Here is a 22,820-nt window from a genome sequence, read left to right on the forward strand (position 1 = left end):
GACTTCCCATGACTGATCAGAACACCGTTGTCCCCACCCCGTTCCCGGCCGCCTCGCTCCTCGGCTACCCGCGCATCGGACGCCGCCGCGAACTGAAGAAAGCCGTCGAGGCCTACTGGGCCGGCGCCATCGACGCCGCCGTCCTGGACGCCGCCGCAAAGGAGATCCAGCTCGGCACCGCCAAGCGCCTCCAGGACCTGGGCCTGGTGGAAGCCGCGGCTGTCCCCGGCACCTTCTCCTACTACGACCAGGTGCTCGACGCAGCCGCGCACCTCGGCGCCGTTCCCGCCCGCTTCGGGAACCTCCTCGACGCCGACGGCCAGCTCGACATCGACGGCTACTTCACCCTGGCCCGCGGCACCAAGGACCAGCAGCCGCTCGAAATGACCAAATGGTTCGACACCAACTACCACTACCTCGTCCCGGAAATCGGCCCCGAGACCAGCTTCGCGCTGACCTCCACCCGGATCGTGGACGAATTCGCCTACGCCCTCGCCAACGGGATCGAGACCCGCCCTTACATCGTCGGACCGGTCACCTTCCTGCTGCTGAGCAAGGCGTCGGACGACGCGCCGGCGGTCTTCAACCCGTTGTCCCGCCTGGAGGACGTCCTCCCCGTATACACGGCCCTGCTGGAGAAGCTCGCCGCGGCCGGAGCCAGCTGGGTCCAGCTCGACGAGCCCGCCCTTGTTGTGGACCAGGACACCCCGGCCGTCGAGATCCAGGCCGCCGTCGCCCGCTCCTACGAGGTCCTGACCGGCGCCGCGCACCGGCCGCAGCTCTTCGTTTCCACCCCGTACGGTGCACTGAACGGCCAGCTAGGCACCCTCGCCGCTACCGGCATCGACGCCCTGCACCTGGATGTCTTCAAGGGCGACGTTCCTTCCGCCGCCGCCCTGGCCGCGCTGGGCACCACCACCCTGGTGGCGGGCGTCGTGGACGGCCACAACATCTGGCGCAACGACCTCGCGGCCTCGGCGGCGAAAATCGCGGAACTGCAGAACTCGGTGTCCCGCCTCGCGATCAGCACCTCCACCAGCACCGCCCACGTCCCGCACGACGTCGAGGAGGAAGTCCAGCTCTCGGCGCAGCTGCGCAGCTGGCTCGCGTTCGCCGACCAGAAGGCCGTCGAAGTGGTGACCCTCGCCGGGCTGCTGAGTGACGCCGCGGCGGTCCAGCCTGCGATCGACGAGGCCACCCGCGTCATCGCCTCTCGCGCAGCCGCCGAGGGTGTCCGCCGGGACGAGGTCCGGGCCCGCACCGGAGCCCTGACCGACGCCGACTTCAGCCGTTCCGCCTACACCGTCCGCGAAGCCGCGCAGGCCGAGGCGCTGCACCTGCCGCCGCTGCCCACCACCACCATCGGGTCCTTCCCGCAGACCGCCGAGGTCCGTACTGCTAGGGCCCGCGCCAACCGCGGAGATCTCAGCACCGGGCAGTACGAGCAGCTGATGAAGGACGAAATTAAGCGCGTCGTGGAGCTGCAGGAAGAGCTCGGCTTCGACGTCCTGGTCCACGGCGAGCCGGAGCGCAACGACATGGTGCAGTACTTCGCCGAAAACCTCGAAGGCTTCGACGTCACAGTGCACGGCTGGGTCCAGTCCTACGGCTCACGCTGCACCCGTCCGTCCATCCTGTGGGGCGATGTCACCCGCAGCGCCCCGATCACGGTGGAATGGGCCAAGTACGCGCAGTCCCTGACCAACAAGCCGATGAAGGGCATGCTCACCGGCCCGGTCACCATCCTGGCCTGGTCCTTCGTCCGCGACGACCAGCCGCTCGGCGAGACAGCCAACCAGGTGGCGCTGGCCCTCCGCGACGAGATCGCCGACCTCGAGGCGGCCGGTATCAAGGTCATCCAGGTGGACGAGCCCGCCCTCCGCGAACTCCTGCCGCTGCGCAAGGCGGACCAGGCGGCGTACCTGGACTGGTCCGTGAAGTCGTTCCGCTTGGCCACGGCCGGCGCCGGCGACGCCACCCAGGTGCACACGCACCTGTGCTACTCCGAGTTCGGCGCCATCATCGACGCGATCGACGGCCTCGACGCCGACGTCACCTCGATCGAGGCCGCCCGCTCCCGCATGGAGGTAGTGCACGATCTCGAATCCCACGGCTTTGGCCGCGGCGTAGGCCCGGGCGTCTACGACATCCACTCGCCCCGCGTCCCCGGCGAGCAGGAAGTCACCGACCTGCTCAGCACCGCCGTCAAGCACGTTCCGTCGCGCCAGCTCTGGGTCAACCCGGACTGCGGCCTGAAGACCCGCGGTTACGCCGAGACGGAGGAGTCGCTGCGCAACCTGGTCGAGGCCACCAAGGTGGTCCGCGCAGGATTGCTGGAAGCGGCCAAGTAACACCAGGGTCCGCTCCAAAGCCCGTCTCACCAATCGACGGCACCAAACGGCGCCGGCCGGCCTCCCGCAGGGTGACCGGCCGGCGTCGTCCGTTTCAGTCATCGATTGCTGAGTAGGCGCCGTTCTGAGGGGTCAAAAGGGCATCCTCGGAGCAATCGATTCAGGATTCCCAGAGGATCTCGTCATCGACGACGCCGTCCTCGTCCGCCGAAGCGACCAGGATCTCGTCCGTAAAGTGCGCGCCGAGCGTGAAGTCCAGCACGAAGTACCGTTCCGGCTGGCCCGGGTAGATGCCCACGTGGCCGAGTTTGAGGGCCTTCAGGAAGACCTGGTTGGTCAGCTGCGACTTCTCCTCGACGCCGAACACCTGCTTGAGGTGTTCGGGCTTGAGCGCGTTGCAATGGAAACGGAGATACTCCTGCGGGCTGGTGCCGTCCTGCTCCAGCTCCTCGGCGATCATCTCGCGGACCTGGTCCACGAGCTCCGGAAGGAACCGCAGCCGGTAGTCGACCTTGTGCATGGCGGCCTCGTCGAAATGGTCATGGGCGTCGACGTTGAGGTCCAGCTCGAGGGGCTGGCCGGCCAGTTCGTGTCTAGCGGCGAAGTTGTGGTCACGCCCGTGGTTGAGCTCGATCTCCCCAAAGTGCCGGCTCGCTACCTTGCTCATGTCTTCAACATAGTCCTCAAAAGTGGTCCGTTCCAGCACCGCCCGGCATTTATCCGATACCGGCGGCGGAGTCCGGCGGGGGACCGGTACATTGATCGGATGCAAACTGTTGCCGCCGCCGTCGCCCGTGCCCGCGCCGTTTTCGACGGCGGAACCACCCGCCCGCAGGCGTGGCGGCTGGAGCAGCTCCGCAACCTGCGGCGGATGCTCACCGAGCGGCGGGGCGAGTTCGCCGCCGCCCTGGCCGCTGACCTGGGCAAGCACGGAACCGAGGCGCAGCTGACGGAAATCGGGTTCGTCACCGCGGAAGCGTCGCACCTCGAAAAGCACCTGGAAGCCTGGCTCCGGCCGCGCCCGGTTCCCGTTCCGCTGGCCGTCCAGCCGGCGAAAGCCTGGACCGAGCTCACTCCGCTGGGTGTGGTCCTGGTGATCGGGCCCTGGAACTACCCGCTGCAGTTGCTGCTCGCCCCGCTGGCCGGCGCCCTCGCGGCCGGCAACACCGCGGTGCTCAAGCCCAGCGAGCATGCCCCCGCCACCTCAGCGGCGCTGGCGCGCTGGATTCCGGACTACCTGCCCGGCGCGGCCGAGGTGGTCGAAGGCGGCATCCCCGAGGCGACCGCGCTGCTGGCTGAGCAGTTCGACCACATCTTCTTCACCGGCGGCGAAGCGGCCGCCAAGGTGGTGCTGCGGGCTGCGGCCGAACACCTGACGCCGGTCACCCTGGAGCTCGGCGGCAAGTCCCCGGCCTACGTCGACGCGACCACGGACCTGGCCAAGGCGGCCAAGCGGATTGCCTGGGGCCGGTTCATGAACGCCGGGCAGACCTGTGTGGCGCCGGACTACGTCCTGGCCGCAGAGGACGTCCTTGAGCCCCTGGAAGCCGAACTGGTCAAGGCCATCACCGCGCTGTTCGGGACGGACGCGGCGGCCAGCGGCTCCTACGGCCGGATCATCAACCGCCGGCACTTCGACCGGATCGCCGCGCTCGCGGACACCAGCACCGTGGTGCACGGAGGGGGCCGGGACGCGGCGAGCCGGTACTTCGAGCCGACGCTGCTGCGCCCGGCGCCGGGGGACGCCGTGATGGGGGAGGAGATCTTCGGCCCGCTGCTGCCGCTGGTCCCGGTCAACGGGCGGGACGATGCGATCCGGACCATCAACGCCGGTCCCAAGCCGCTGGCCCTCTACGTGTTCAGCGACGACGCCGACACCCGGCGGGCGTTCGCCGGGCAGACCTCCTCGGGGGCGCTGTGCTTCGACGTGCCTGCCGCGCACCTGATGGTGCCGGGCCTGCCGTTCGGCGGGGTGGGCGGCAGCGGGATGGGCGCCTACCACGGGGAGCACTCCCTGCGGACCTTCTCCCACGAGCGAGCCACGCTGTCCAAACCCACGCGGCCGGACACCCTGGAACTGATCTACCCGCCGTACACCACGCTCAAGGACCGGATCATCAGCACCCTGGTGGCTCCGGCCGGGAAGACGGCGGGCCAAGCGACCGGGAAAGCAGCCTGGAAGCGCGCGAAGAAGCGCCGGACCCCCTAGCCGTCACTCCCGGCGCGTGGTTCCCAGCTTGTGCAGCGTGTCCGAGAGCAGCTCCACGAACAGCTGGACCTGGGCCGTCTGCTGCTCCTTGGGAAGCAGGGCAAAAACGTTGCGGGCCAGCCGGATCTCGGGGACGTCCAGCACCACCACCCCGGCCGGCCGGTGCAGCAGGGCCAGTTCCGGAACCAGGGCCGCGCCCAGGCCGGCCGCCGCCATTTCCAGGCTGGCGTGGAAGTCGTCGCTGTACGCCACCACACGCGGGTGCAGGTTGCAGCTGGCGAACAGGCGTTCAATGACCGTGGCGTCGGACGTCCCGGGGTGGTGCATGATCCACGGCATGTCGGACAGGTGGTCGGCCGCAACCTTGGATCCGGGACCGATGCCCCAGGCCGCCGGCAGCACCACCCGGAAGTCGTCGTCACCAATCCACTGCCGGTTGACCGTATGCGGCCACGCCAGCCCGGACTGGCCCACCTGATAGACCAGGGCGACGTCGAGTTCGCCGCCGGTCCGCAGGCCCTGGATGGTCTGGCCCGGCTCGGCCACGGACACCCGCAGCTCGATCCCCAGTTTCTTCCAGTCAGGATTCTGCAGGATGCGGGGGAGCACATAGGTGGCAAGGCTCGGGAAGATGCCCAGCCGGAGCTCCTGGCTGGCGCTGTCACTGGTCCGGGCGGCCGCGGCCATCAGCGCGTCAATGTCCGTCAGGACCTTGGACGCGTGCCGGGTCATTACGACGGCGGCTTCCGTGGGATGGATGCTGCGGGCCGAGCGCTGGAACAAATCCACCCCGGTGTCCCGCTCCAGCGCCGACATCTGCTGCGACACCGCCGACGCCGTGTAACCCAGCCTGGTGGCGGCCGCGGCGAAGGAGCCCAGCCGGACCACTTCCACCAGCGTTCGGAGGTGCACGGGGTTGATCACGGACTGCCCTTCAGTGGTTACGGTGAGCCGGGACCGAAATCCCGCTTCATTCTGGCACATTGGACTGCAGGCAGCCGCTGGGAATTCGGACTCATCCGGCCGCCCCGCAGTTACGAATTGCCCTGTAGACGGTCCATGAGGACAATTCAGGCGAGGCAACAGGAGCAGATCAGTGCAGCAAGAAGCGAGTATTCCGAACGGGCGGCGCATTGCCGTGATCGGCAGCGGAGTGGCAGGGCTGACCGCCGCTTACGTCCTTAACCGTCGGGACCACGTCACCGTGTTCGAAGCTGATGCCCGTCTGGGCGGCCACGCCCACACCCACGACGTCGCCCAGGCTGACGGCCCCACCTTGGGTATCGACACCGGGTTTATCGTCCACAACAACCGGACCTACCCCACGTTGCTGCGGCTTTTCAAGGAACTGGGCGTGCAGACCCAGGACTCGGAGATGAGCATGTCCATCCGCTGCGACGGCTGCGGCCTGGAATACGCCGGCGCCCGGGCAGGAGCACGCGGCATCATCCCGCAGCTGTCCACCCTGCTGCGCGGGCGCTACCTGCTGATGCTCCTGGAAGTCACGCGTTTCTACCGCCGGGCCCGCGCGCTCCTGAACGAGGACACCACCCCGGGCGCATCCGAGCTGACCCTTGGCGAGTTCCTGGACCGGGAGAAATTCAGCAGCTACTTCATCGTGCACTTCATGACCCCGGTGGTCAGCGCGGTCTGGTCCTGCGACCCCGTCACCGCCCTGGCCTACCCGGCCCGCTACCTCTTCACCTTCCTCGGCCACCACGGCCTGCTGGGCGTCAAGGGCTCCCCGCAGTGGCGCACGGTCACTGGCGGATCCCGCAGCTACGTGGACAAGATCGCCGCGGCGCTGCCCGACGTCCGGCTCTCCAGCCCTGTCACCCGCGTCCGCCGCCACGACGGCGGGGTAGACGTGACCACCACCGGCTCCGCGGGCGGCCAGGAGAGCACCGAGACCTTTGACGCCGTCGTCATCGCCACCCACCCGGCGCAGGCCCTGCGGATGCTTGAGGACGCCACGCCCGCCGAGCGGGAGGCCCTCGCCGGCATGCCGTACTCGGTCAACCACACCGTCTTCCACCGCGACGACGCCGTCCTGCCCGCCAGTGACAACGCCAAGGCGTCCTGGAACTACCGGCTCCCCTCCTGCGACGCCCGCCCCGACCGCGTGCTGGTCAGCTACGACATGACCCGGCTGCAGCGGCTCGAGCCCGCCGACGGGAAGCGCTACATCGTCAGCCTCGGCGAATCCGAGCTGATCGGGGATGGCGCCGTCCTGGAGACGATGACCTACGAACACCCGCAGTACACGCCGGACTCCGTGCGTGCCCAGCAGCAGATCCTCAGCCTCGGCGACGGGAGCCTCGCGTTCGCCGGCGCCTACCACGGCTGGGGTTTCCACGAGGACGGGGCGCTCTCCGGAGTCCACGCCGCCGCGAAGCTGGGACGCGAGTGGGAAGACGCGGGCGCGCCGGAGCTGCAGGTCGCAGCCCTGGAGGGCGCATGAGCACCCGCGCGGCCATCTACCGCACCTCCATAGCGCACGTGCGGCGCACCCCGCTGCGCAACGCCTTCACCTACCGCAGCTACAGCTGGTACGTCGACGTCGACGCCCTCCCGGCCCTGCCGCGCTGGCTGGCGCCACTGGCCGGCTTCTCCGCGGCCGACCACCTCGGTGACCCCAACGGAACGCTGCGCGGAAACGTTGAGCGCTACCTCGCCACCCAGGGCATCGTGCTCGACGGCGGCCGCATCACCATGCTGGCCAGCGCACGCGTCCTCGGCCATGTGTTCAACCCGCTCAGCCTGTTCTGGTGCCACGACGCGGCCGGAAAGCTGCGCTGCGTCGTCGCCGAAGTCCACAACACGTACGGTGAACGGCACTGCTACCTGCTGGAGACGGACGACGCCGGCCGGGCCACCGTGCCCAAGACGTTCTACGTCTCGCCGTTCAACGACGTCGAAGGGCAGTACCGGATGAAGCTGCCCGAACCTTCGGATCGGCTCTCCGTCTCGATCGTGCTGGAACGGGAGGGCCAGAAACCTTTCGTTGCCACCATGGACGGCGCCCGCAGCGAAGCCACCGTGCCGAACATCCTGGCCGCGGCGCTCGCCGTCCCGCTGGCCCCGCTGCGCGTTGCAGCGCAGATCCGCTGGCAGGGAATCAAGCTTTGGGCACGTCGGTTGCCCATCATCAAACGACCACACCACCCCTCACAGGAGGCAGTCCAGTGACTATGACCGAAGCGACCGGACCCCGCCCATCGGCGCAGACCCCGGCGCAGACCACCCCGGCGGCCCTGGACCAGGTGCCGTCGACCCCGGCGGACCTCCAGCGGCCAGTTCCCTACACGGTTCCGCAGGCTCCCGCGACCATCGACGCCGCGATCTGGCCGAGCATCGCCGTCGTACCCTCCAGTCTCAAGGCCCGCGTTGCGGGCAAGGCTGCGGACGCGATTTTCCGCGCCGCGGTACGCCGCCTGCCGCTGGAGGTGCGCTACCCGGACGGCACCGTCCTGGGCACGGCCGGAGAGGGGTTCCCGGTCATGACGATGAACCGGCCGGAGGCCTTCGCCGCCCGGCTCGGCGACGGCGGCCTGATCGGGCTTGGCGAGTCCTACATGGCCGGTGACTGGGATGCCGATGACCTAACGGCTGTGATGGAGGTCTTCGCCGCCCGGGTGGGCACCCTGGTACCGGAGCCGCTGCAGAAACTGCGGGGCCTCTACCTGCCCCGCACCCCCCGGACCGAGCGGAACACGGAGCAGAACACCCGCTCCAACATCTCCCGCCATTACGACCTCTCCAACGACCTCTTCGCGACCTTCCTCGACAGCACCATGACGTACTCCAGCGCGCTGTTCCCGGAGAGCGGCGACGCGCTGCGGACCGTGGCGTGGGACGGGCTGGCCGGTGCGCAGCAGGCCAAGATCGACCGGCTGCTGGACAAGGCCGGAGTCACGGAGGGCACCCGGGTCCTGGAAATCGGCACCGGCTGGGGCGAGCTCGCCCTCCGGGCCGCCGCCCGCGGAGCGACCGTCTACTCCGTCACCCTCTCCAGCGAGCAGCAGGAACTCGCACGCCAGCGGGTGGCCGAGGCCGGCTACGCCGACGCCGTTACGATCGAACTCAAGGATTACCGCGCCGTCGAGGGCGAGTTCGACGCCGTCGTCTCGGTCGAGATGATCGAGGCCGTCGGCTATGAGTACTGGGCCACCTACTTCCAGACCATCGAACGTGTGCTGGCCCCCGGCGGGAAGGTCGCCATCCAGGCCATCACCATCGGCCACGACCGGCTGATCGCCACCCGGACCAGCTACACCTGGGTGCACAAATACATCTTCCCGGGCGGCGTCATCCCGTCCGTGCGGGCCATCGAGGAAGTCACCGAAAAGCAGACCGGCCTCCGGGTCCGTGAACGCCTCGCCATGGGCGAGCACTACGCCCAGACACTCCGGCTCTGGGAAGAGCGTTTTATGGCCCGGGCCGAAGACGTCCGGGCGCTCGGCTTCGACGCCGTCTTCCAGCGTATGTGGCTCTTCTACCTGTGCTACTCCCGCGCCGGATTTGAGACCGGCTACCTCAATGTCCAGCAGATCGTCCTGGACAAGGTGGCCGCCAAGCCCGCGGCGCGCGCCTCCGTTGCCGGTACCGGCGATCGGAACGCCAAGTGACGGCCGCTCTCGCGACCACCATCGCCGAGGTCCTGCGCCCGGTGGTCGGCGGCGAACTCCCGGTGCGCCTGGTGGCTTGGGACGGAAGCGAAGCCGGACCCTCCGGCGCCCCGGTGGTCCGGCTCAACTCGCCGGACGCCGTCCGGCGGCTGCTCTGGGCACCGGGTGAGCTGGGCGCTGCCCAGGCCTACGTCACCGGCGAGCTGGACGTCGACGGCGACCTCAATGCCGCGCTCGAACACCTCTGGAAGGTGGTCCGCGACCGCGGACTCACCGGGATCCGCCCCACCCCCGGCGTGCTTGCCGGCGTGGGACGGATCGCCAAGGCCGCCGGTGCCCTGGGCGCGCCGCCCGCGCCGCCCGCGAGCCAGGCCCAGGTGAAGGGGCGCCTGCACAGCCTGATCCGCGACCGCGCCGCCATCAGCCACCACTACGACCTCAGCAACGATTTCTACGCGCTGATCCTCGATCCGCAGATGGCCTACTCCAGTGGCTACTGGACGGATTCGTCCGACGGGTACGGGCTGGAGGATGCCCAGCGGGACAAGCTGGACCTGGTGTGCCGCAAGATCGGTCTGCGGCCCGGGATGCGGCTGCTCGACGTCGGCTGCGGCTGGGGTTCGCTGAGCCTGCACGCCGCCCGGCACTACGGAGTCGACGTCGTAGGCGTCACCCTCTCGGTCGAACAGAAGGCGTTCATCGACGCCCGGATCAAAGACCTCGGCCTGGACGGCAGCGGGGCCGGCGGCAGCGTGGAGATCCGGGTCCAGGACTACCGCGAGATCCCCGACGGGCCCTTCGACGCCGTGGCCTCACTGGAAATGGGGGAGCACGTCGGACAGCGGAACTACCCCGTGTACGCCTCCGCCCTGTTCAACAACGTGGTCCCGGGCGGCCGCGTCCTTGTGCAGCAGATGTCCCGGCGCGGCAAGCATCCGGGCGGCGGGCCGTTCATTGAATCGTTCATCGCCCCGGACATGCACATGCGGCCGGTGGGGGAGACGCTTGGCTTCCTGGAGGATGCCGGTTTCGAGGTGGAGGGAGTCCAGGCGATGCGCCGGGACTACGTTCGGACCCTGGAGGCCTGGTACGCGCGGTTCGAGGAGAACCACGGCGCGGCGGTGGAGATGATGGGCGCTGAAATCGCCCGGGTCTGGCGGCTTTACCTGGTGGGCGCGCTGCGCAGCTTCGCCGAGGGGCGGATGGGCGTCGAGCAGATCCTCTGCAGCCGCCCCGGATAGGGCCGGTTCAGCCGGTGAAGGATTTGCCCAGGACGGACGCGAACTTCCCGGGCACCTGCTTCGTGCCGCTGCAGCTGTTCGAAGCGTTGCTGCCGGGTTCGGGCTGGCTGCTGGCAGTGCACGCCTTATCCCGGTTGAGGGACCACATGGAAATCCGTCCCATGCCCCGCTCCGCGGCGTAACTGTTGAGGCCGGCCGCATCCGCCAGGGTGAAGGTCTGCCCTTTGACGTCGTTGGTGCCGATCATGGGGGTGAGGCCCATCCTGCGCCACACGGCCGCCGTGTCCAGTGGCTTCCCGGCGCGCTCATAGAGGGCAGTGAGCGTCTGGTGGGTGGACTCGGCCGCCATCGTCGCGGCGTTCAGCATGGTCTTGCCCGGGTCCAGGGGTTCGAAGTCCATCACCATAATGTTCACGCCGGCAAGATCCACGCCGGCGTCGAGCATAGCGGTGATGGATTTTTCGCCGTCGGGGGTGAGCCCATCCAGGGAGACGGGAAGGGTCAGCCACACCTTGAGCGGGTTGCGGTTGGGACGGGCGGCCTGCAATTTTGCGGCGGCAGCGGCGCGCCGTTCGGCAGCGGCACGGTCGGCGAGGCCCGTGCCTTCGACGTCGAAGTCCACGGTGTCGAGGCCGTACCGCGAGATGACCTTCGTGTAGGCCTTCACCAGCGCCGCGGTGTCAGTGCACGTCCCGGACAGTTCCTTGCCGAGCTGGCCGCCGAAAGAGACGGCAACGTCGTTGCCTGCCGCCCGGTAGGGATCGACTTGGGCGTCAACATCCAGCCGTCCGCCCGCCTCGTCAAGGGTGTGGGTGCCGTCCCACGTCGGCTCGCACGGCTTTTGCGGGTGGGCGCTGATGAAGGACAGGACCGTGGTGACGGAACCTTGCTTCGGCAGGTCCTGCAGCCGCAGGCCCGGCGTCAGCGTGACATCGATGTAGCCGCCAAACCACTGGCCGTTCGGTGAGGTCCTGCTCACCCCTTCCTCCTGACCGTAGTTGCCCGGCGGCGTGGAGGTGCAGCCGGCGCTGGCCATCACGACGGCCAGCGCCGCCACAGTGGTGGCCCATCGGCGGGGTGCGGGCACTTTTCGGGGTCGCATTAGTGCCCATTATGTCCGCCGGCCAGGGCGGCCGCCATGGGGGAATTGTTTCCCGCCCGCCGGGCCGGCGTTCACAGATGCGCCAACCGGTCCGCGGGAACGGGCGCGGGTGCCAGTGCGGCTGCGGTGGCGGGCGCCGCCGGCATCAGCGCGCTGTTGGTGCGCTCCGGTTTGTACCAGCCGACGGCGGTGCCCCGCAGTGCCAGGAGAGCCGAGCCGAACACCACGTACGCACGGAGGGGTTCGTAGATGAGCCGGTAGATGGGCACTACGAGCAGGTGCATGGGGCTCTCGCGGACCATTAGGACCGCCACGATCGAGATGAGCATGTGGGTGCCGGCTACGAAGGCCGAGAACCATGCGACGGCCTGCCATTCGCCGTGGATCAGGCTGTTGACTGCGACGATCACCGTCAGGGGCATAAAGATCAGGGGGACCACCACGGAAATCAGGGCGTACGGCATGGTCAGCAGGCCGAGCGCGCCGAAGCGCGGGTTGAAGAGCATCGACCGGTGCTTGTACAGGGTCTGGATGTTGCCGTAGGTCCAGCGGAGCCGCTGCTTGAACAACCCCTTCATGGTCATGGGTGCCTCGGTCCAGGCGATAGCGGAATTCTCCTGGACAATGCTGTATCCCAGTTGCTGAAGTGACAGGGTCAGGTCGGCGTCCTCAGCCAGTGTGTCGTGGGAGTAGCCGCCGGCCTCCAGGAGTGCCTCGCGCCGCCACGCGGCGCACGCGCCCGGGACAATGGAGATCGCGCCCATCAGTCCCTCAGCCATCCGGGTGACGCAGATGCCGGACAGGTATTCGAGGCTCTGCCAGGCGGTCAGGAGGTTGCGGCGGTTTCCGACCTTGACGTGCCCGGCCACGGCGCCCACAATCTTCCCGTGCCGAGGTGCCAGGAAATGCCGGGCGAACATCTTGATGGTCTGGGGCTCAAAGAGGGTATCGCCGTCCAGGGTCACCACAATGTCGCCCCTTGACTGGGCAATCCCGTGGTTGCTCGCTGCCGACTTTCCACCGTTGGGCTGGTCAATAACCCGCAGTTGGGGCCAGGTCTCTGCGTATTCGGAAAGCACGGCAAGGGTGCTGTCCGTGGAGCCGTCATTGATCGCCACCACTTCCAGGCGCGGGTAGTCGCTGGCTTTCAGGGCATCCAGGGTTTTGGACACCACTAGTTCTTCGTTGAAGACCGGAAGGACCACGCTTACGAACGGCCAGTCCTCGTCCTTGACGTCGGCCCATCGGCGCTTCTTCTGGCGGTTGTTGCTGATGACCGCCAGCACCACGTACAGGAAGGTCAGGATGGTCAGGGAACCGATGCCGAACCAGAACAGCCAGGTCAGCACTACGTTAGGGGTGACCAGATACGACGTCATTGCGGCGAGGGTGGCGTCGTCTGCGACCGATCCCTTAACGCCGGTCTGGGGAACGTACTCGGCCGGCAGGATGGGCTGGACCGTCGTGAAGGTGTAGCCCTGGGCTTTGGCCATGGGAATAAACGTCTTCAGCATTTCAATAGTTGCACTGCGATCGCCGCCGCCGTCATGCACCAGGACAATATGGCCCTGGCCATCCAGTTTCTGGGGTTTGATCGGCACGCCGGGGGGATAGGACCAGTCCCTCGTATCGAAATCCATATTGATGTGCAGGTACCCCAGTTGCTGGGCCTGAAGCAGGGCGAGCGAATTGTTTCCCGGGTCGCCGGTGGGGATCCTGAACAACCGCGTCGCGTAGTTGTCCGCGGCGCGCATCACCCGGTCCGCGCCAATGATTTGCTGGCGGTTGAAGGCGTCATCGTGGGCCCAGAAATCAATGTGGGACATTGTGTGGTTGCCCACCATATGGCCTTCCTTGACCATACGGCTGAAGATATCCGGGAATTTGACGATGTTGTCACCGACGGAAAAGAACGTGGCCGGCACTCCTTCGCGGGAGAGCAGGTCCAGGATTTGCGGCGTGTTGCGCGGATCCGGCCCGTCATCAAAGGTCAGCATCAGGGTGTGGTCCGCCGGCTTGCCGAAAGTTTCCATGGCGTACTTGCTGTTGCCGATCAGGTCGATTTCGTCCGCAGTAGCCTCCCGCCAGATGGTGCTGCTGAAGGGATCCTTCAGGTAGACCTTGCCGTTCTTCCGTTCAATAAGGGCAATGCGGTCAAAGGCAAAGCCCCCCTCGGGACCAATCCTGGGAATGTTCCGGAGGTCCTGGCTGGAGAGCAGCTTCCGCGGATAATCGGCGGCCTGGTTTTCCTGCACGTTCCAGACCGGAGCGCTGGCGGCCGGCAGGATCCAGACAATGGACAGGGCAATCAAAAGGATGCTCGCAACGAGGGCAGCAAGAACCCGCCGCCACCTTTTCCCGCTGGGGTCAAAGAAGACTGGTGCTGTGCCGGAAACAGGGGATGATTTCGTCATGGATTGCCTCGCCATGGAATCGTTTGCTGAAGTCCTGGCCTGGGCCAGGGCGTGAGCGCCACCGCTGGTGGCCGGGGATCCAACCCGGGCCTGGCGATCGATTTCCATGAGAAGAAACCGGCGCTCGTTTGATCTCTCCCCTGAAGCCCTACGGGCCGCCGGCCTATGGCGGGCCCCCTTGTCTTTTGAGGTTAGGAGCGCCCTATGGGGTCACACACGCGTGGGTAACACTCGCGTTTTTTGGCCGGTTCTACTTGTTTTCCGGCACCAAGTACGCCGTCTGATAACCGGTTTTTGGGGGCGCGCCGCGGCAGCCGGGCGGACACGCGCGGTTGACTTTCCAGGCCCGCGGAATTGGTGCTATCGCCATCGCGGAGGCAGGGGTAGCGTTCAACCTACGGGCCCGACTGAGTGGAGGCGGATGACCAATGCGCAGGGAAACCGGACTGCTGGCTGCCGCGCTGTCAATCCTCCTTGTGGCCGCTGCCTGTGAGAGTGCGCCCCCGGTACCGCCCGCCCCACCCGCCCCGCCGGCGTCGGCTCTGCCCGTTGCGCGGACGGCGGTTCCGGACACCTACATCACGGCCTACACCTGGTACGACAACACCCCCGAGGGTTCGCCGGACATCAGCCACCCGGTGCTGCACCGGAAAGCCGGCGGGACCGGGAGCTACGCGGACCCGGTGACCATCGCCGTCGGGCATTCCCTCGCAACGGGACGGGACGTCCTGGATTTCCCGGCGGGGACCCGGATCTATCTTCCTGACGTCCGCCGCTACTTCATTGTCGAAGACACCTGCGGGGACGGACCGACTCCCGAAGCCGGGCCGTGCCATGCCACCGCTTCCAGGCACAGGGGTGCCGCCAGGTGGGTTGACATTTGGATCGGTGGCCAAGGTGCCGGAGAGTCGTTCACCAAGCGGTGCGCGGACCAGGTGACCGGCGTGCGGGTTGCCGTCTTTAACCCCGCGGCCAACCTGGTGGTGGCGCCCGGAGCGGGAATCATCCACGACGGCAAATGCGACAGCGGCTACGGCAACCAGCTCTTCACGACGTCGACCACGACGACGCCGTCCGGCTGAGGTGTGGGATTTCCCACGATTAGCCACCCCGGCCGGGACAAGGTAACGTTTAGGTCACCGGTTGGCCCACATGCCTGTCGGAGTGTTTTGAATGCTCTTGCGTGTGATAAGTCCCGCGGCGGCAGCGCCCCTGCGCTCCGCAGACCGTGACCGATTCCGGGCGAGGCTTCCAGAGGGCTTTCCCGATTCCGCACTCCCATGAATAGGCTTTATTTTCCATGCGCAGAAACTATCTGCTGGCTGCCGGCATGCTCTCCGTCCTCCTCGCCACCTCGGCGTGCGGCGCGGGAGCCGGCGCCTCAAACTCATCCGCTCAATCCTCGGAGTCGGCCGCAGCCGGCGTTCAGGCCACCTCCAGCGCCTCGCCGGAGAAGACGAATCCCGAGGTCGGCGCCTCGCAGCGTGCCGCCGCCGAGAAGGCCAAGGCCGCCGCCGTTGCCGCCAAGAAGGCCAAGGCAGTGGCTGCTGCCGCTGCGCAGAAGGCTGCTGCCCAGGCGCAGGCCGCCGCGCAGAAGGCCGCAGCTGTGCCCGCTGCACCCGCCCCCGCGGTCCACGCCGTGGTTCCGGCGGCCCCGAAGCCGGCCCCGGCTCCCGTGGTGCCGGCGTCGTCCTCCGAGCGGGTCGTGAACACCACGTACACGACCGCGTACACCTGGTACGACAACACCCCCGTGGGCTCCGCCACGATCAGCCACCCGATCCTGCACCAGTCGGCTGGCGGCGCCGGGACGTACAACGACCCCATCACCATCGCCGTGGGCCACTCCACCGCTTCCGGCAAGGACGTGTTGGACTTCCCGGCCGGCACGCGCATCTACCTTCCGGACGTGCGCCGCTACTTCATCGTTGAGGACAGCTGCGGCGACGGGAACGATCCGCAGGGCGGCCCCTGCCACCAAGGCGTGAACGCCGGCGGCACCAACTCCACCATTTGGATCGACATGTGGATCGGCGGTCAGAGCATGAGCTCTGACGGGGCAGACGCCTGCGCCAGCCAGGTCACCAACATGCGCACCGCCGTCTTCAACCCGGCCAGCAACTACGCTGTGGCCCCGGGTGCGGGCGTCATCCACGACGGCAAGTGCGACGCCGGTTACGGCAACACGCTCCTGAAGCGGTAATCCACGCACCATTGAGCGTCCGGCTGAGATCGGAAGCTTCAGCGGGGACCGGCGACTCGTCGCCGGTCCCCGCTGCCGTGTTCCCTGCCGTGTGGATACACGGAGGCTGGATGAGGCCGGCCGATTCCCGGCCGGAGGCCCAAAGACCCTACTGTCCCGGTGGGGATGGACCAGAATAGGCGGAGTACTTGCACCCGGGAGGGGAGGGCGCCATGAGCCGGTCCGGTCCAGCCAGCAGGAGAGTTTCTGCCGCAGTCTTTGTTGCTGCACTGCTGACCGCCTGCTCGTCGCCCAGCAGCCTGCCGGTGGATCCGGGAACCTCCGCCGGTGTGACCACACCCGCCACCTCAAAGCCGGCGCCCAAACCGGCGAAGGCGTCGCCGCGGGCGTCCGCGCAGCTCGAATGGAAGACTTATACGACGCCAGACGGCAAGCTGATGTTCGACTACCCGTCCACCTGGACCGTCAAGGACAGGGCGCGTGAGGCGGCGCCGGGCGGAATCTTTGTCGAAGTCCTCACCGCCGCCGGAAAGTCCGTGGCGACGCTGCGGACCAACATCATCCTCAAAGCCGATTGCCCCGCGAAGTATCCCTATGCCCTGATGGACTCGGGGGAGGTGCCGGCCCTGGAGCAAAAGGGGACCGCACCCATGTTTGTCTTTGAGGGCCGGGACGACCAGGCGGCGTACCCGTCGCGGCCGGCGTCGCTGTCCTACGGCATTACCTCAGCGCCGCTGCCAACCGGACCGAGCGCGTGTCCGATCTTCCAGTTCTTCACCTGGCCGCCCGGTGTGGCGGCCTTCAGCGGTGTCTACGATCCGCTTGCCGCGATCCCCGGTGACACACCCAACGTCGATACCCCGGAGGCGTACACCGGGACCGAAGAGTACGAAGAGATCCGGCAGACCATCACCTCCCTCCGCCCGGCGGAGTAGCCGCCCGCAGGCAGCCTGCAGGCCGCCCGTAGGCCGTTCGCGGGACCGGCCGCCCGGCGTCGTCGTCGCCCTTGTGCCGTTAGGCACTACATGCAGTGCCATGTGCCACGTTGGAGCCTCTGGCGGGAGTACCGCGACACGCCGTCCAGTGCGCGACACGCGGGAGGGTTAATTGTGGCTAACTACTCCACAGGGTGTGGATTTCGTCCGTGAAAATGGCTGAAATCCGGACATTTTGAAGGCCCCCGGCTGTGGATTAAAGGTGCGTTAAATGACATACTTGTAATACATCATCTTGGGGTCCGCGCGGGACTCTTGCACTACATGTAGTATCGACATACAGTTCGAGCGGAGCGGTCGCTGACCGCTAAACGAGGCCAGTAACGGATAAGGATTCCTGTTCCGAGTCGGCCCCACCGGACACGAACCACAGACTTCAACAAAGGGGACCAGGACATGACCGTTACGGTGTACACGAAGCCGGCTTGCGTGCAGTGCAACGCCACCTACCGCGCGCTCGACAAGAAGGGCATCGCCTACCAGAGCGTCGACATCTCCCAGGATGCCGAGGCCCTTGATCGCCTCAAGTCCCTGGGCTACATGCAGGCTCCGGTCGTCGTTACGGACCAGGACCACTGGTCCGGATTCCGCCCGGACAAGATCGAAGAACTGGCACAGGCTGCCGCCGTCGCGGTTGCCTGAAAGCCCCTCCAAAGCACCACCACATCGGATGAGGTGACTCCCATGGCACTGGCAACCGCCGGCACGTCGCCGGCAGCAGTCGCCCGGACCACGGCCAGCCACCTCATCTACTTCTCCTCCACCTCAGAGAACACCGAACGCTTCGTCCTGAAGCTGGGTATCGACGCCGCCCGCATCCCCCTCCACGCGAGGGAACCGGCCCTGCTGGCGACTGAGCCCTTTGTCCTGGTGGTTCCCACGTACGGCGGAACCGGGGGAGAGGGATCCGTTCCGAAGCAGGTCATCCGCTTTTTGAACGATCCGAGGAACCGGCATCAGCTCCGTGGAGTGATCGGGGCGGGCAACACGAACTTTGGGGACAACTACTGCATGGCCGGCGACATCATCGCCGCCAAATGCCAGGTCCCGCACCTATATCGATTCGAACTCATGGGGACGCCGGAAGACGTCAGCCGAGTACAACAAGGATTGGAAGAATTTTGGACACGACTGTCGCAGACACCGCAGTAGACGCGGCGGGTGCCCCGGCGCCCTCCGCCGTCGAGAGGCACACCGAGAAGCACACCGTTCCGGGCGAGAAGCCCGCGCTGCCCGCCGCCTATCAGGGCCTGGGCTACCACGAGCTGAACGCCATGCTGAACCTTTACGGCGCCAACGGCGAGATCCAGTTCGAGGCTGACCGCGAGGCCGCCCACCAGTACTTCCTGCAGCACGTGAACAACAACACCGTGTTCTTCCACGACCTTGAGGAAAAGCTCGACTACCTCGTCAAGAACGAGTACTACGAGCGGGAAACCCTCGACCAGTACACGATGAACTTCATCCGCGAGCTCTTCAACCGCGCCTACAAGAAGAAGTTCCGCTTCGAGACCTTCCTGGGCGCGTTCAAGTTCTACACCTCCTACACGCTGAAGACGTTCGACGGAAAGCGCTTCCTGGAGCGCTACGAGGACCGCGTCTGCATGGTGGCCCTGCACCTGGCCCGCGGCGACGAGAAGCTCGCCACCCAGATGGTGGACGAGGTCATCGAAGGCCGCTTCCAGCCGGCCACCCCGACGTTCCTGAACGCCGGCAAGAAGCAGCGCGGCGAGCTGGTCTCCTGCTTCCTGCTCCGCATCGAAGACAACATGGAGTCGATCGGGCGTTCCATCAACTCCGCGCTGCAGCTCTCCAAGCGCGGCGGCGGCGTGGCGTTCGCGCTGACCAACATCCGCGAGGTGGGCGCGCCCATCAAGCAGATCGAGAACCAGTCCTCCGGCGTCATCCCCGTGATGAAGCTCCTCGAGGACAGCTTCTCCTACGCCAACCAGCTCGGTGCCCGCCAGGGTGCCGGCGCGGTGTACCTGCACGCGCACCACCCGGACATCTACCGGTTCCTGGACACCAAGAGGGAGAACGCGGACGAGAAGATCCGCATCAAGACCCTCTCGCTCGGCGTTGTGATCCCGGACATCACCTTCGAGCTCGCCAAGCGGGACGAGGACATGTACCTCTTCTCCCCGTACGACGTCGAAAAGGTCTACGGCATGCCGTTCTCCGATGTCTCGGTCACCGAGAAGTACTACGAGATGGTGGACGACTCCCGGATCAAGAAGACCAAGATCAAGGCGCGCGAGTTCTTCCAGACCCTCGCCGAGATCCAGTTCGAATCCGGCTACCCGTACATCATGTTCGAGGACACCGTAAACCGGGAAAACCCGATCGACGGCAAGATCATCATGTCCAACCTGTGCTCGGAAATCCTCCAGGTTTCCCAGCCCACCACCTACCACGATGACCTGTCCTACGACGCCACCGGCAAGGACATCTCCTGCAACCTGGGTTCGCTGAACATCGCCAAGACCATGGACTCGCCGGACTTCGGCCTGACCATCGAGACGGCCATCCGGTCCCTCTCCGCGGTCTCGGACATGTCCAACATCACCTCGGTGCCCTCGATCGCCCGCGGCAATGACCAGAGCCACGCAATCGGCCTCGGCCAGATGAACCTGCACGGCTACCTGGCCCGCGAGCGGGTCCACTACGGTTCCGAGGAGGGCTTGGACTTCACCAACATCTACTTCTACTCGGTGGTGTACCACGCTGTCCGGGCCTCGAACCTGCTGGCCATCCAGACCGGCCAGACCTTCGGCGGCTTCGAGAAGTCCAAGTACGCCTCCGGCGAGTTCTTCGACAAGTACACCGAGCAGGAATGGGTCCCGCAGACGGCCAAGGTTGCCGAGCTGTTCCAGAACATCCACATCCCCACGCAGGATGACTGGCGCGAGCTGAAGGCTTCCGTCATGGAGCACGGTATCTACAACCAGAACCTGCAGGCCGTCCCGCCGACCGGCTCGATCTCCTACATCAACAACTCCACCTCCTCGATCCACCCGGTGGCGTCCAAGATCGAGATCCGCAAGGAAGGCAAGCTGGGCCGCGTGTACTACCCGGCGCCGTACCTGACCAACGACAACCTGGAGTACTACCAGGACGCGTACGAGATCGGCTACGAGAAGGTCATCGACACCTACGCCGCAGCCACCCAGCACGTGGACCAGGGCCTGTCCCTGACCCTGTTCTTCAAGGACACCGCCACCACGCGCGACATCAACAAGGCCCAGATCTACGCCTGGAAGAAGGGCATCAAGACCATCTACTACATCCGTCTCCGCCAGCTCGCGCTGGAAGGGACCGAGGTAGAGGGCTGCGTCAGCTGCATGCTGTAGCAACCCTTCGCGGGTAAGTACGACGGCGGGCGCCCGCCCGCCGTCGTACGCTTTAACTTAGAGAACTAACCCAACATTGAGGGGATGACATGACCGAGAAGGTCAAGCTGCTTAGCCACGTCGAGGCGATCAACTGGAACCGCATCCAGGACGACAAGGACGTGGACGTCTGGAACCGCCTGGTCAACAACTTCTGGCTGCCGGAGAAGGTGCCGCTGTCCAACGACGTGCAGTCCTGGAACACCCTGACGCCGGCCGAGCAGCAGCTCACCATGCGCGTGTTCACGGGCCTGACCCTGCTGGACACCATCCAGGGCACCGTCGGCGCCGTGTCGCTGATTCCGGACGCGCTGACCCCGCATGAAGAGGCCGTCTACACGAACATCGCGTTCATGGAGTCCGTGCACGCCAAGAGCTACTCCTCGATCTTCTCCACGCTGGCCTCCACCAAGGAGATCGACGAGGCGTTCCGCTGGTCCACCGAGAACGAGAACCTTCAGAAGAAGGCCCAGATCGTCATGGACTACTACCAGGGCGACGATCCCCTGAAGCGCAAGGTCGCCTCCACACTGCTGGAGAGCTTCCTGTTCTACTCGGGCTTCTACCTGCCGATGTACTGGTCCTCGCGGGCAAAGCTCACGAACACGGCTGACCTGATCCGCCTCATCATCCGCGACGAGGCAGTGCACGGTTACTACATTGGCTACAAGTTCCAGAAGGGCTTGGAAAAGGTCTCCGAGGAGAAGCGCCAGGAGATCAAGGACTACACGTTCGAACTGCTCTTCGAGCTGTACGAGAACGAGGTTCAGTACACGCACGATCTCTACGACGGCGTCGGCCTGGCCGAGGACGTCAAGAAGTTCCTGCACTACAACGCCAATAAGGCCCTGATGAACCTTGGCTACGAGGCCATGTTCCCGGCTTCCGTCACCGACGTGAACCCGGCGATCCTCTCGGCCCTGTCGCCGAACGCCGACGAGAACCACGACTTCTTCTCGGGCTCGGGTTCGTCCTATGTGATTGGCAAGGCTGTTAATACTGAGGACGAGGACTGGGACTTTTAGGTTCCGCTTTCCACGAAACGCATCAGGCCCCGCACGTTGTCACCGACGTGCGGGGCCTTTGTTTGGCGGCGCGTTAGGTTCCGCTCTTGCCTGCAATTACAGGGGTGGCCGGCAGTCGTGGACTGCCGGCCACCCTTGCGTGCGGATTGCGATTAGAGGCCCGCGACTCCGTTTGGCGAGCCGACGCCGGTAGGTCCGTCCCAGCCAGTGCCTGCCAGGCACCACTGCGTAGTCGGGCAACTGCCCGTGGAACCTGCGGTGACATCGTTGAAACTGCTGGTGTGTGAATAGGGAATCGAGTTAGCCAGTGTGGAGGAGTTCCCGGTGTTTCCTGAGAGTGCATACATGGCGGCGATCAGGGGGGAGGAAAGGCTGGTGCCTCCGTACTGGGCCCAGGACGATGCAGAGCTGGTGGTCGGCGCATAGACCGACAGGCCGGTCTGCGGATCTGCGTCGGCGGAGACGTCGGCCGAGGCGCGCTTGCTGCAGCCCGTGCCGAATGACGCCGCTGCTGTCAGAGCCGCATTAACACTGGAGCATCCGGATCCCGAACCGGACCATGCGGATTCGCCCCAACCCCTGGTGCTCGAGTCCTTGACCAAAGACGTGCCACCCACTGCTGTGACGTAGCTCGATGATGACGGGTAGGACGATCCGGTGTAGCCGTTGTCGCCGGTGGAGGCCGTCACGGCGATGCCGGGGTGGTTGTAGTAGGCGCCGTAGCTGGAATCCGCGGAGTCGCCTCCGCCGTAGCTGTTGGAGATAGCGGCGACACCCGGCTGCTTGGCGGCTGTGGCGACAGCCGTTCCAAGATTGGCCAGGCTGGCTGTTGATGCCTGGACTACCAGGATTTTGCAGCCCGGGCAGGCGGCAGAGACCGCGTCGACGTCAAGGGCCGTCTCGCCAGCCCAGCCCGCGTCGAAGCGGGGAAGTTTACTGCCGCCGTTCTGGTCCATGATGGTTAGGCACTTGTTGCTGACAGTGCAGGCCGGCAGGCCAAACTGGGCGCGGTAAACGCCAAGGTCGCGCTCGAGGTTCGGATAACCGTATGCGTCCACGATGGCCACGGTACGCCCGCCGGGGTTGAGGCCGGCGATGTTATAGGCGCTCTGAATATCGGCCGGAGTCTTACCGGTGGGCGGCGGCGTGGTGGACGCGGGCTGGACCTTTCCACCCTGGGCTGCGTTTGCCGTGGCTGAGTCGTCGACAAGTTTTAGCGCAAAGCATGAGGCGTGACCGCTTGGAGCGTCGGCGCAGACTCTC

The 22,820-nt window shown here is 66.3% G+C and carries 18 protein-coding genes; 13 read left to right on the plus strand and 5 right to left on the minus strand.

Annotation, left to right across the window (positions count from 1 at the left end):
* Window positions 1–8: 8 nt before the first annotated feature.
* A complete protein-coding gene (gene metE, locus AC1DHY_RS05910) occupies window positions 9–2,351 on the plus strand; it encodes a 5-methyltetrahydropteroyltriglutamate--homocysteine S-methyltransferase (protein ID WP_476903307.1) in 2,343 nt (780 codons plus the stop codon).
* 160 nt (window positions 2,352–2,511) lie between these two features.
* Here the strand turns inward: metE and AC1DHY_RS05915 are convergent, their stop codons facing one another.
* Entirely contained in the window at window positions 2,512–3,018 is a 507-nt protein-coding gene (locus AC1DHY_RS05915; RefSeq protein ID WP_476903308.1) for a DUF2004 domain-containing protein, read from the minus strand.
* A gap of 99 nt (window positions 3,019–3,117) precedes the next feature.
* Between AC1DHY_RS05915 and AC1DHY_RS05920 the strand changes: the two genes are divergently transcribed.
* Window positions 3,118–4,560, plus strand: a complete 1,443-nt coding sequence (locus AC1DHY_RS05920) for an aldehyde dehydrogenase family protein (RefSeq protein WP_476903309.1) — start codon at window positions 3,118–3,120, stop codon at window positions 4,558–4,560.
* Between the two features lie 3 nt (window positions 4,561–4,563).
* Here the strand turns inward: AC1DHY_RS05920 and AC1DHY_RS05925 are convergent, their stop codons facing one another.
* Window positions 4,564–5,484, minus strand: a complete 921-nt coding sequence (locus tag AC1DHY_RS05925) for a LysR family transcriptional regulator (RefSeq protein ID WP_476879540.1) — start codon at window positions 5,482–5,484, stop codon at window positions 4,564–4,566.
* Between the two features lie 172 nt (window positions 5,485–5,656).
* On the opposite strand from AC1DHY_RS05925, the gene AC1DHY_RS05930 reads away from it, so the two are divergent.
* The 4 genes from AC1DHY_RS05930 to AC1DHY_RS05945 are packed head-to-tail and all read left to right on the plus strand — an operon-like array spanning window position 5,657 to window position 10,429.
* Window positions 5,657–7,021 carry an NAD(P)/FAD-dependent oxidoreductase gene (locus tag AC1DHY_RS05930; RefSeq protein ID WP_476903310.1) on the plus strand — a complete coding sequence of 455 codons (1,365 nt, stop codon included), beginning with the start codon at window positions 5,657–5,659 and terminating at the stop codon, window positions 7,019–7,021.
* A complete protein-coding gene (locus AC1DHY_RS05935; RefSeq protein ID WP_476879538.1) occupies window positions 7,018–7,749 on the plus strand; it encodes a DUF1365 domain-containing protein in 732 nt (243 codons plus the stop codon). The genes AC1DHY_RS05930 and AC1DHY_RS05935 overlap by 4 nt, the downstream gene beginning before the upstream one ends.
* Window positions 7,746–9,188, plus strand: coding sequence for a class I SAM-dependent methyltransferase (locus tag AC1DHY_RS05940; RefSeq protein ID WP_476879537.1), 1,443 nt, complete (start codon window positions 7,746–7,748; stop codon window positions 9,186–9,188). Before AC1DHY_RS05935 ends, AC1DHY_RS05940 begins: the two co-directional genes overlap by 4 nt.
* Window positions 9,185–10,429, plus strand: coding sequence for a class I SAM-dependent methyltransferase (locus AC1DHY_RS05945; RefSeq protein WP_476903311.1), 1,245 nt, complete (start codon window positions 9,185–9,187; stop codon window positions 10,427–10,429). The genes AC1DHY_RS05940 and AC1DHY_RS05945 overlap by 4 nt, the downstream gene beginning before the upstream one ends.
* 7 nt (window positions 10,430–10,436) lie before the next feature.
* Here the strand turns inward: AC1DHY_RS05945 and AC1DHY_RS05950 are convergent, their stop codons facing one another.
* Together AC1DHY_RS05950 and AC1DHY_RS05955 are read right to left on the minus strand one after the other, a co-directional pair.
* Window positions 10,437–11,531, minus strand: a complete 1,095-nt coding sequence (locus AC1DHY_RS05950; protein WP_476903312.1) for a chitinase — start codon at window positions 11,529–11,531, stop codon at window positions 10,437–10,439.
* Window positions 11,532–11,602: 71 nt separating this feature from the next.
* Complete coding sequence (locus tag AC1DHY_RS05955) at window positions 11,603–13,945, minus strand: bifunctional polysaccharide deacetylase/glycosyltransferase family 2 protein (protein WP_476903313.1); 2,343 nt, start codon at window positions 13,943–13,945, stop codon at window positions 11,603–11,605.
* Between the two features lie 428 nt (window positions 13,946–14,373).
* Between AC1DHY_RS05955 and AC1DHY_RS05960 the strand changes: the two genes are divergently transcribed.
* From AC1DHY_RS05960 to nrdF, 7 genes are all read left to right on the plus strand, one after another.
* Window positions 14,374–15,027, plus strand: a complete 654-nt coding sequence (locus AC1DHY_RS05960) for a hypothetical protein (RefSeq protein ID WP_476879810.1) — start codon at window positions 14,374–14,376, stop codon at window positions 15,025–15,027.
* Window positions 15,028–15,245: 218 nt separating this feature from the next.
* The gene (locus tag AC1DHY_RS05965) at window positions 15,246–16,148 is read left to right on the plus strand and encodes a hypothetical protein (protein ID WP_476879809.1); all 903 of its coding nucleotides are present in this window, start codon (window positions 15,246–15,248) and stop codon (window positions 16,146–16,148) included.
* 212 nt (window positions 16,149–16,360) lie between these two features.
* The gene (locus AC1DHY_RS05970; protein WP_476879808.1) at window positions 16,361–17,083 is read left to right on the plus strand and encodes a hypothetical protein; all 723 of its coding nucleotides are present in this window, start codon (window positions 16,361–16,363) and stop codon (window positions 17,081–17,083) included.
* A gap of 456 nt (window positions 17,084–17,539) precedes the next feature.
* Window positions 17,540–17,785: a glutaredoxin-like protein NrdH gene (gene nrdH, locus AC1DHY_RS05975; RefSeq protein ID WP_476879807.1), complete on the plus strand. Its 246-nt coding sequence runs from the start codon at window positions 17,540–17,542 to the stop codon at window positions 17,783–17,785.
* A 42-nt stretch (window positions 17,786–17,827) separates the two neighbouring features.
* Complete coding sequence (nrdI, locus tag AC1DHY_RS05980) at window positions 17,828–18,295, plus strand: class Ib ribonucleoside-diphosphate reductase assembly flavoprotein NrdI (RefSeq protein WP_476879806.1); 468 nt, start codon at window positions 17,828–17,830, stop codon at window positions 18,293–18,295.
* A gap of 77 nt (window positions 18,296–18,372) precedes the next feature.
* Window positions 18,373–20,493: a class 1b ribonucleoside-diphosphate reductase subunit alpha gene (gene nrdE / locus AC1DHY_RS05985; protein WP_476879812.1), complete on the plus strand. Its 2,121-nt coding sequence runs from the start codon at window positions 18,373–18,375 to the stop codon at window positions 20,491–20,493.
* 89 nt (window positions 20,494–20,582) lie between these two features.
* The gene (nrdF, locus tag AC1DHY_RS05990; RefSeq protein ID WP_018761532.1) at window positions 20,583–21,557 is read left to right on the plus strand and encodes a class 1b ribonucleoside-diphosphate reductase subunit beta; all 975 of its coding nucleotides are present in this window, start codon (window positions 20,583–20,585) and stop codon (window positions 21,555–21,557) included.
* Window positions 21,558–21,709: 152 nt separating this feature from the next.
* Here nrdF and AC1DHY_RS05995 read toward each other — a convergent pair whose 3' ends face one another.
* Window positions 21,710–22,615: a S53 family peptidase gene (locus tag AC1DHY_RS05995; protein WP_476903314.1), complete on the minus strand. Its 906-nt coding sequence runs from the start codon at window positions 22,613–22,615 to the stop codon at window positions 21,710–21,712.
* Window positions 22,616–22,820 lie beyond the last annotated feature (205 nt).

The organism is Arthrobacter sp. 05L44, from assembly GCF_056397605.1.

Excerpts from the sequence above, each read along its gene's own strand:
- AC1DHY_RS05955 (WP_476903313.1), bottom strand. The coding sequence starts at position 13,945 with ATGACGAAATCATCCCCTGTTTCCGGCACAGCACCAGTCTTCTTTGAC.
- nrdI (WP_476879806.1), top strand. The coding sequence starts at position 17,828 with ATGGCACTGGCAACCGCCGGCACGTCGCCGGCAGCAGTCGCCCGGACC.
- metE (WP_476903307.1), top strand. The coding sequence starts at position 9 with ATGACTGATCAGAACACCGTTGTCCCCACCCCGTTCCCGGCCGCCTCG.
- AC1DHY_RS05960 (WP_476879810.1), top strand. The coding sequence starts at position 14,374 with ATGCGCAGGGAAACCGGACTGCTGGCTGCCGCGCTGTCAATCCTCCTT.
- nrdH (WP_476879807.1), top strand. The coding sequence starts at position 17,540 with ATGACCGTTACGGTGTACACGAAGCCGGCTTGCGTGCAGTGCAACGCC.
- AC1DHY_RS05915 (WP_476903308.1), bottom strand. The coding sequence starts at position 3,018 with ATGAGCAAGGTAGCGAGCCGGCACTTTGGGGAGATCGAGCTCAACCAC.
- nrdF (WP_018761532.1), top strand. The coding sequence starts at position 20,583 with ATGACCGAGAAGGTCAAGCTGCTTAGCCACGTCGAGGCGATCAACTGG.
- AC1DHY_RS05970 (WP_476879808.1), top strand. The coding sequence starts at position 16,361 with ATGAGCCGGTCCGGTCCAGCCAGCAGGAGAGTTTCTGCCGCAGTCTTT.
- AC1DHY_RS05965 (WP_476879809.1), top strand. The coding sequence starts at position 15,246 with ATGCGCAGAAACTATCTGCTGGCTGCCGGCATGCTCTCCGTCCTCCTC.
- AC1DHY_RS05920 (WP_476903309.1), top strand. The coding sequence starts at position 3,118 with ATGCAAACTGTTGCCGCCGCCGTCGCCCGTGCCCGCGCCGTTTTCGAC.
- AC1DHY_RS05935 (WP_476879538.1), top strand. The coding sequence starts at position 7,018 with ATGAGCACCCGCGCGGCCATCTACCGCACCTCCATAGCGCACGTGCGG.
- AC1DHY_RS05950 (WP_476903312.1), bottom strand. The coding sequence starts at position 11,531 with ATGCGACCCCGAAAAGTGCCCGCACCCCGCCGATGGGCCACCACTGTG.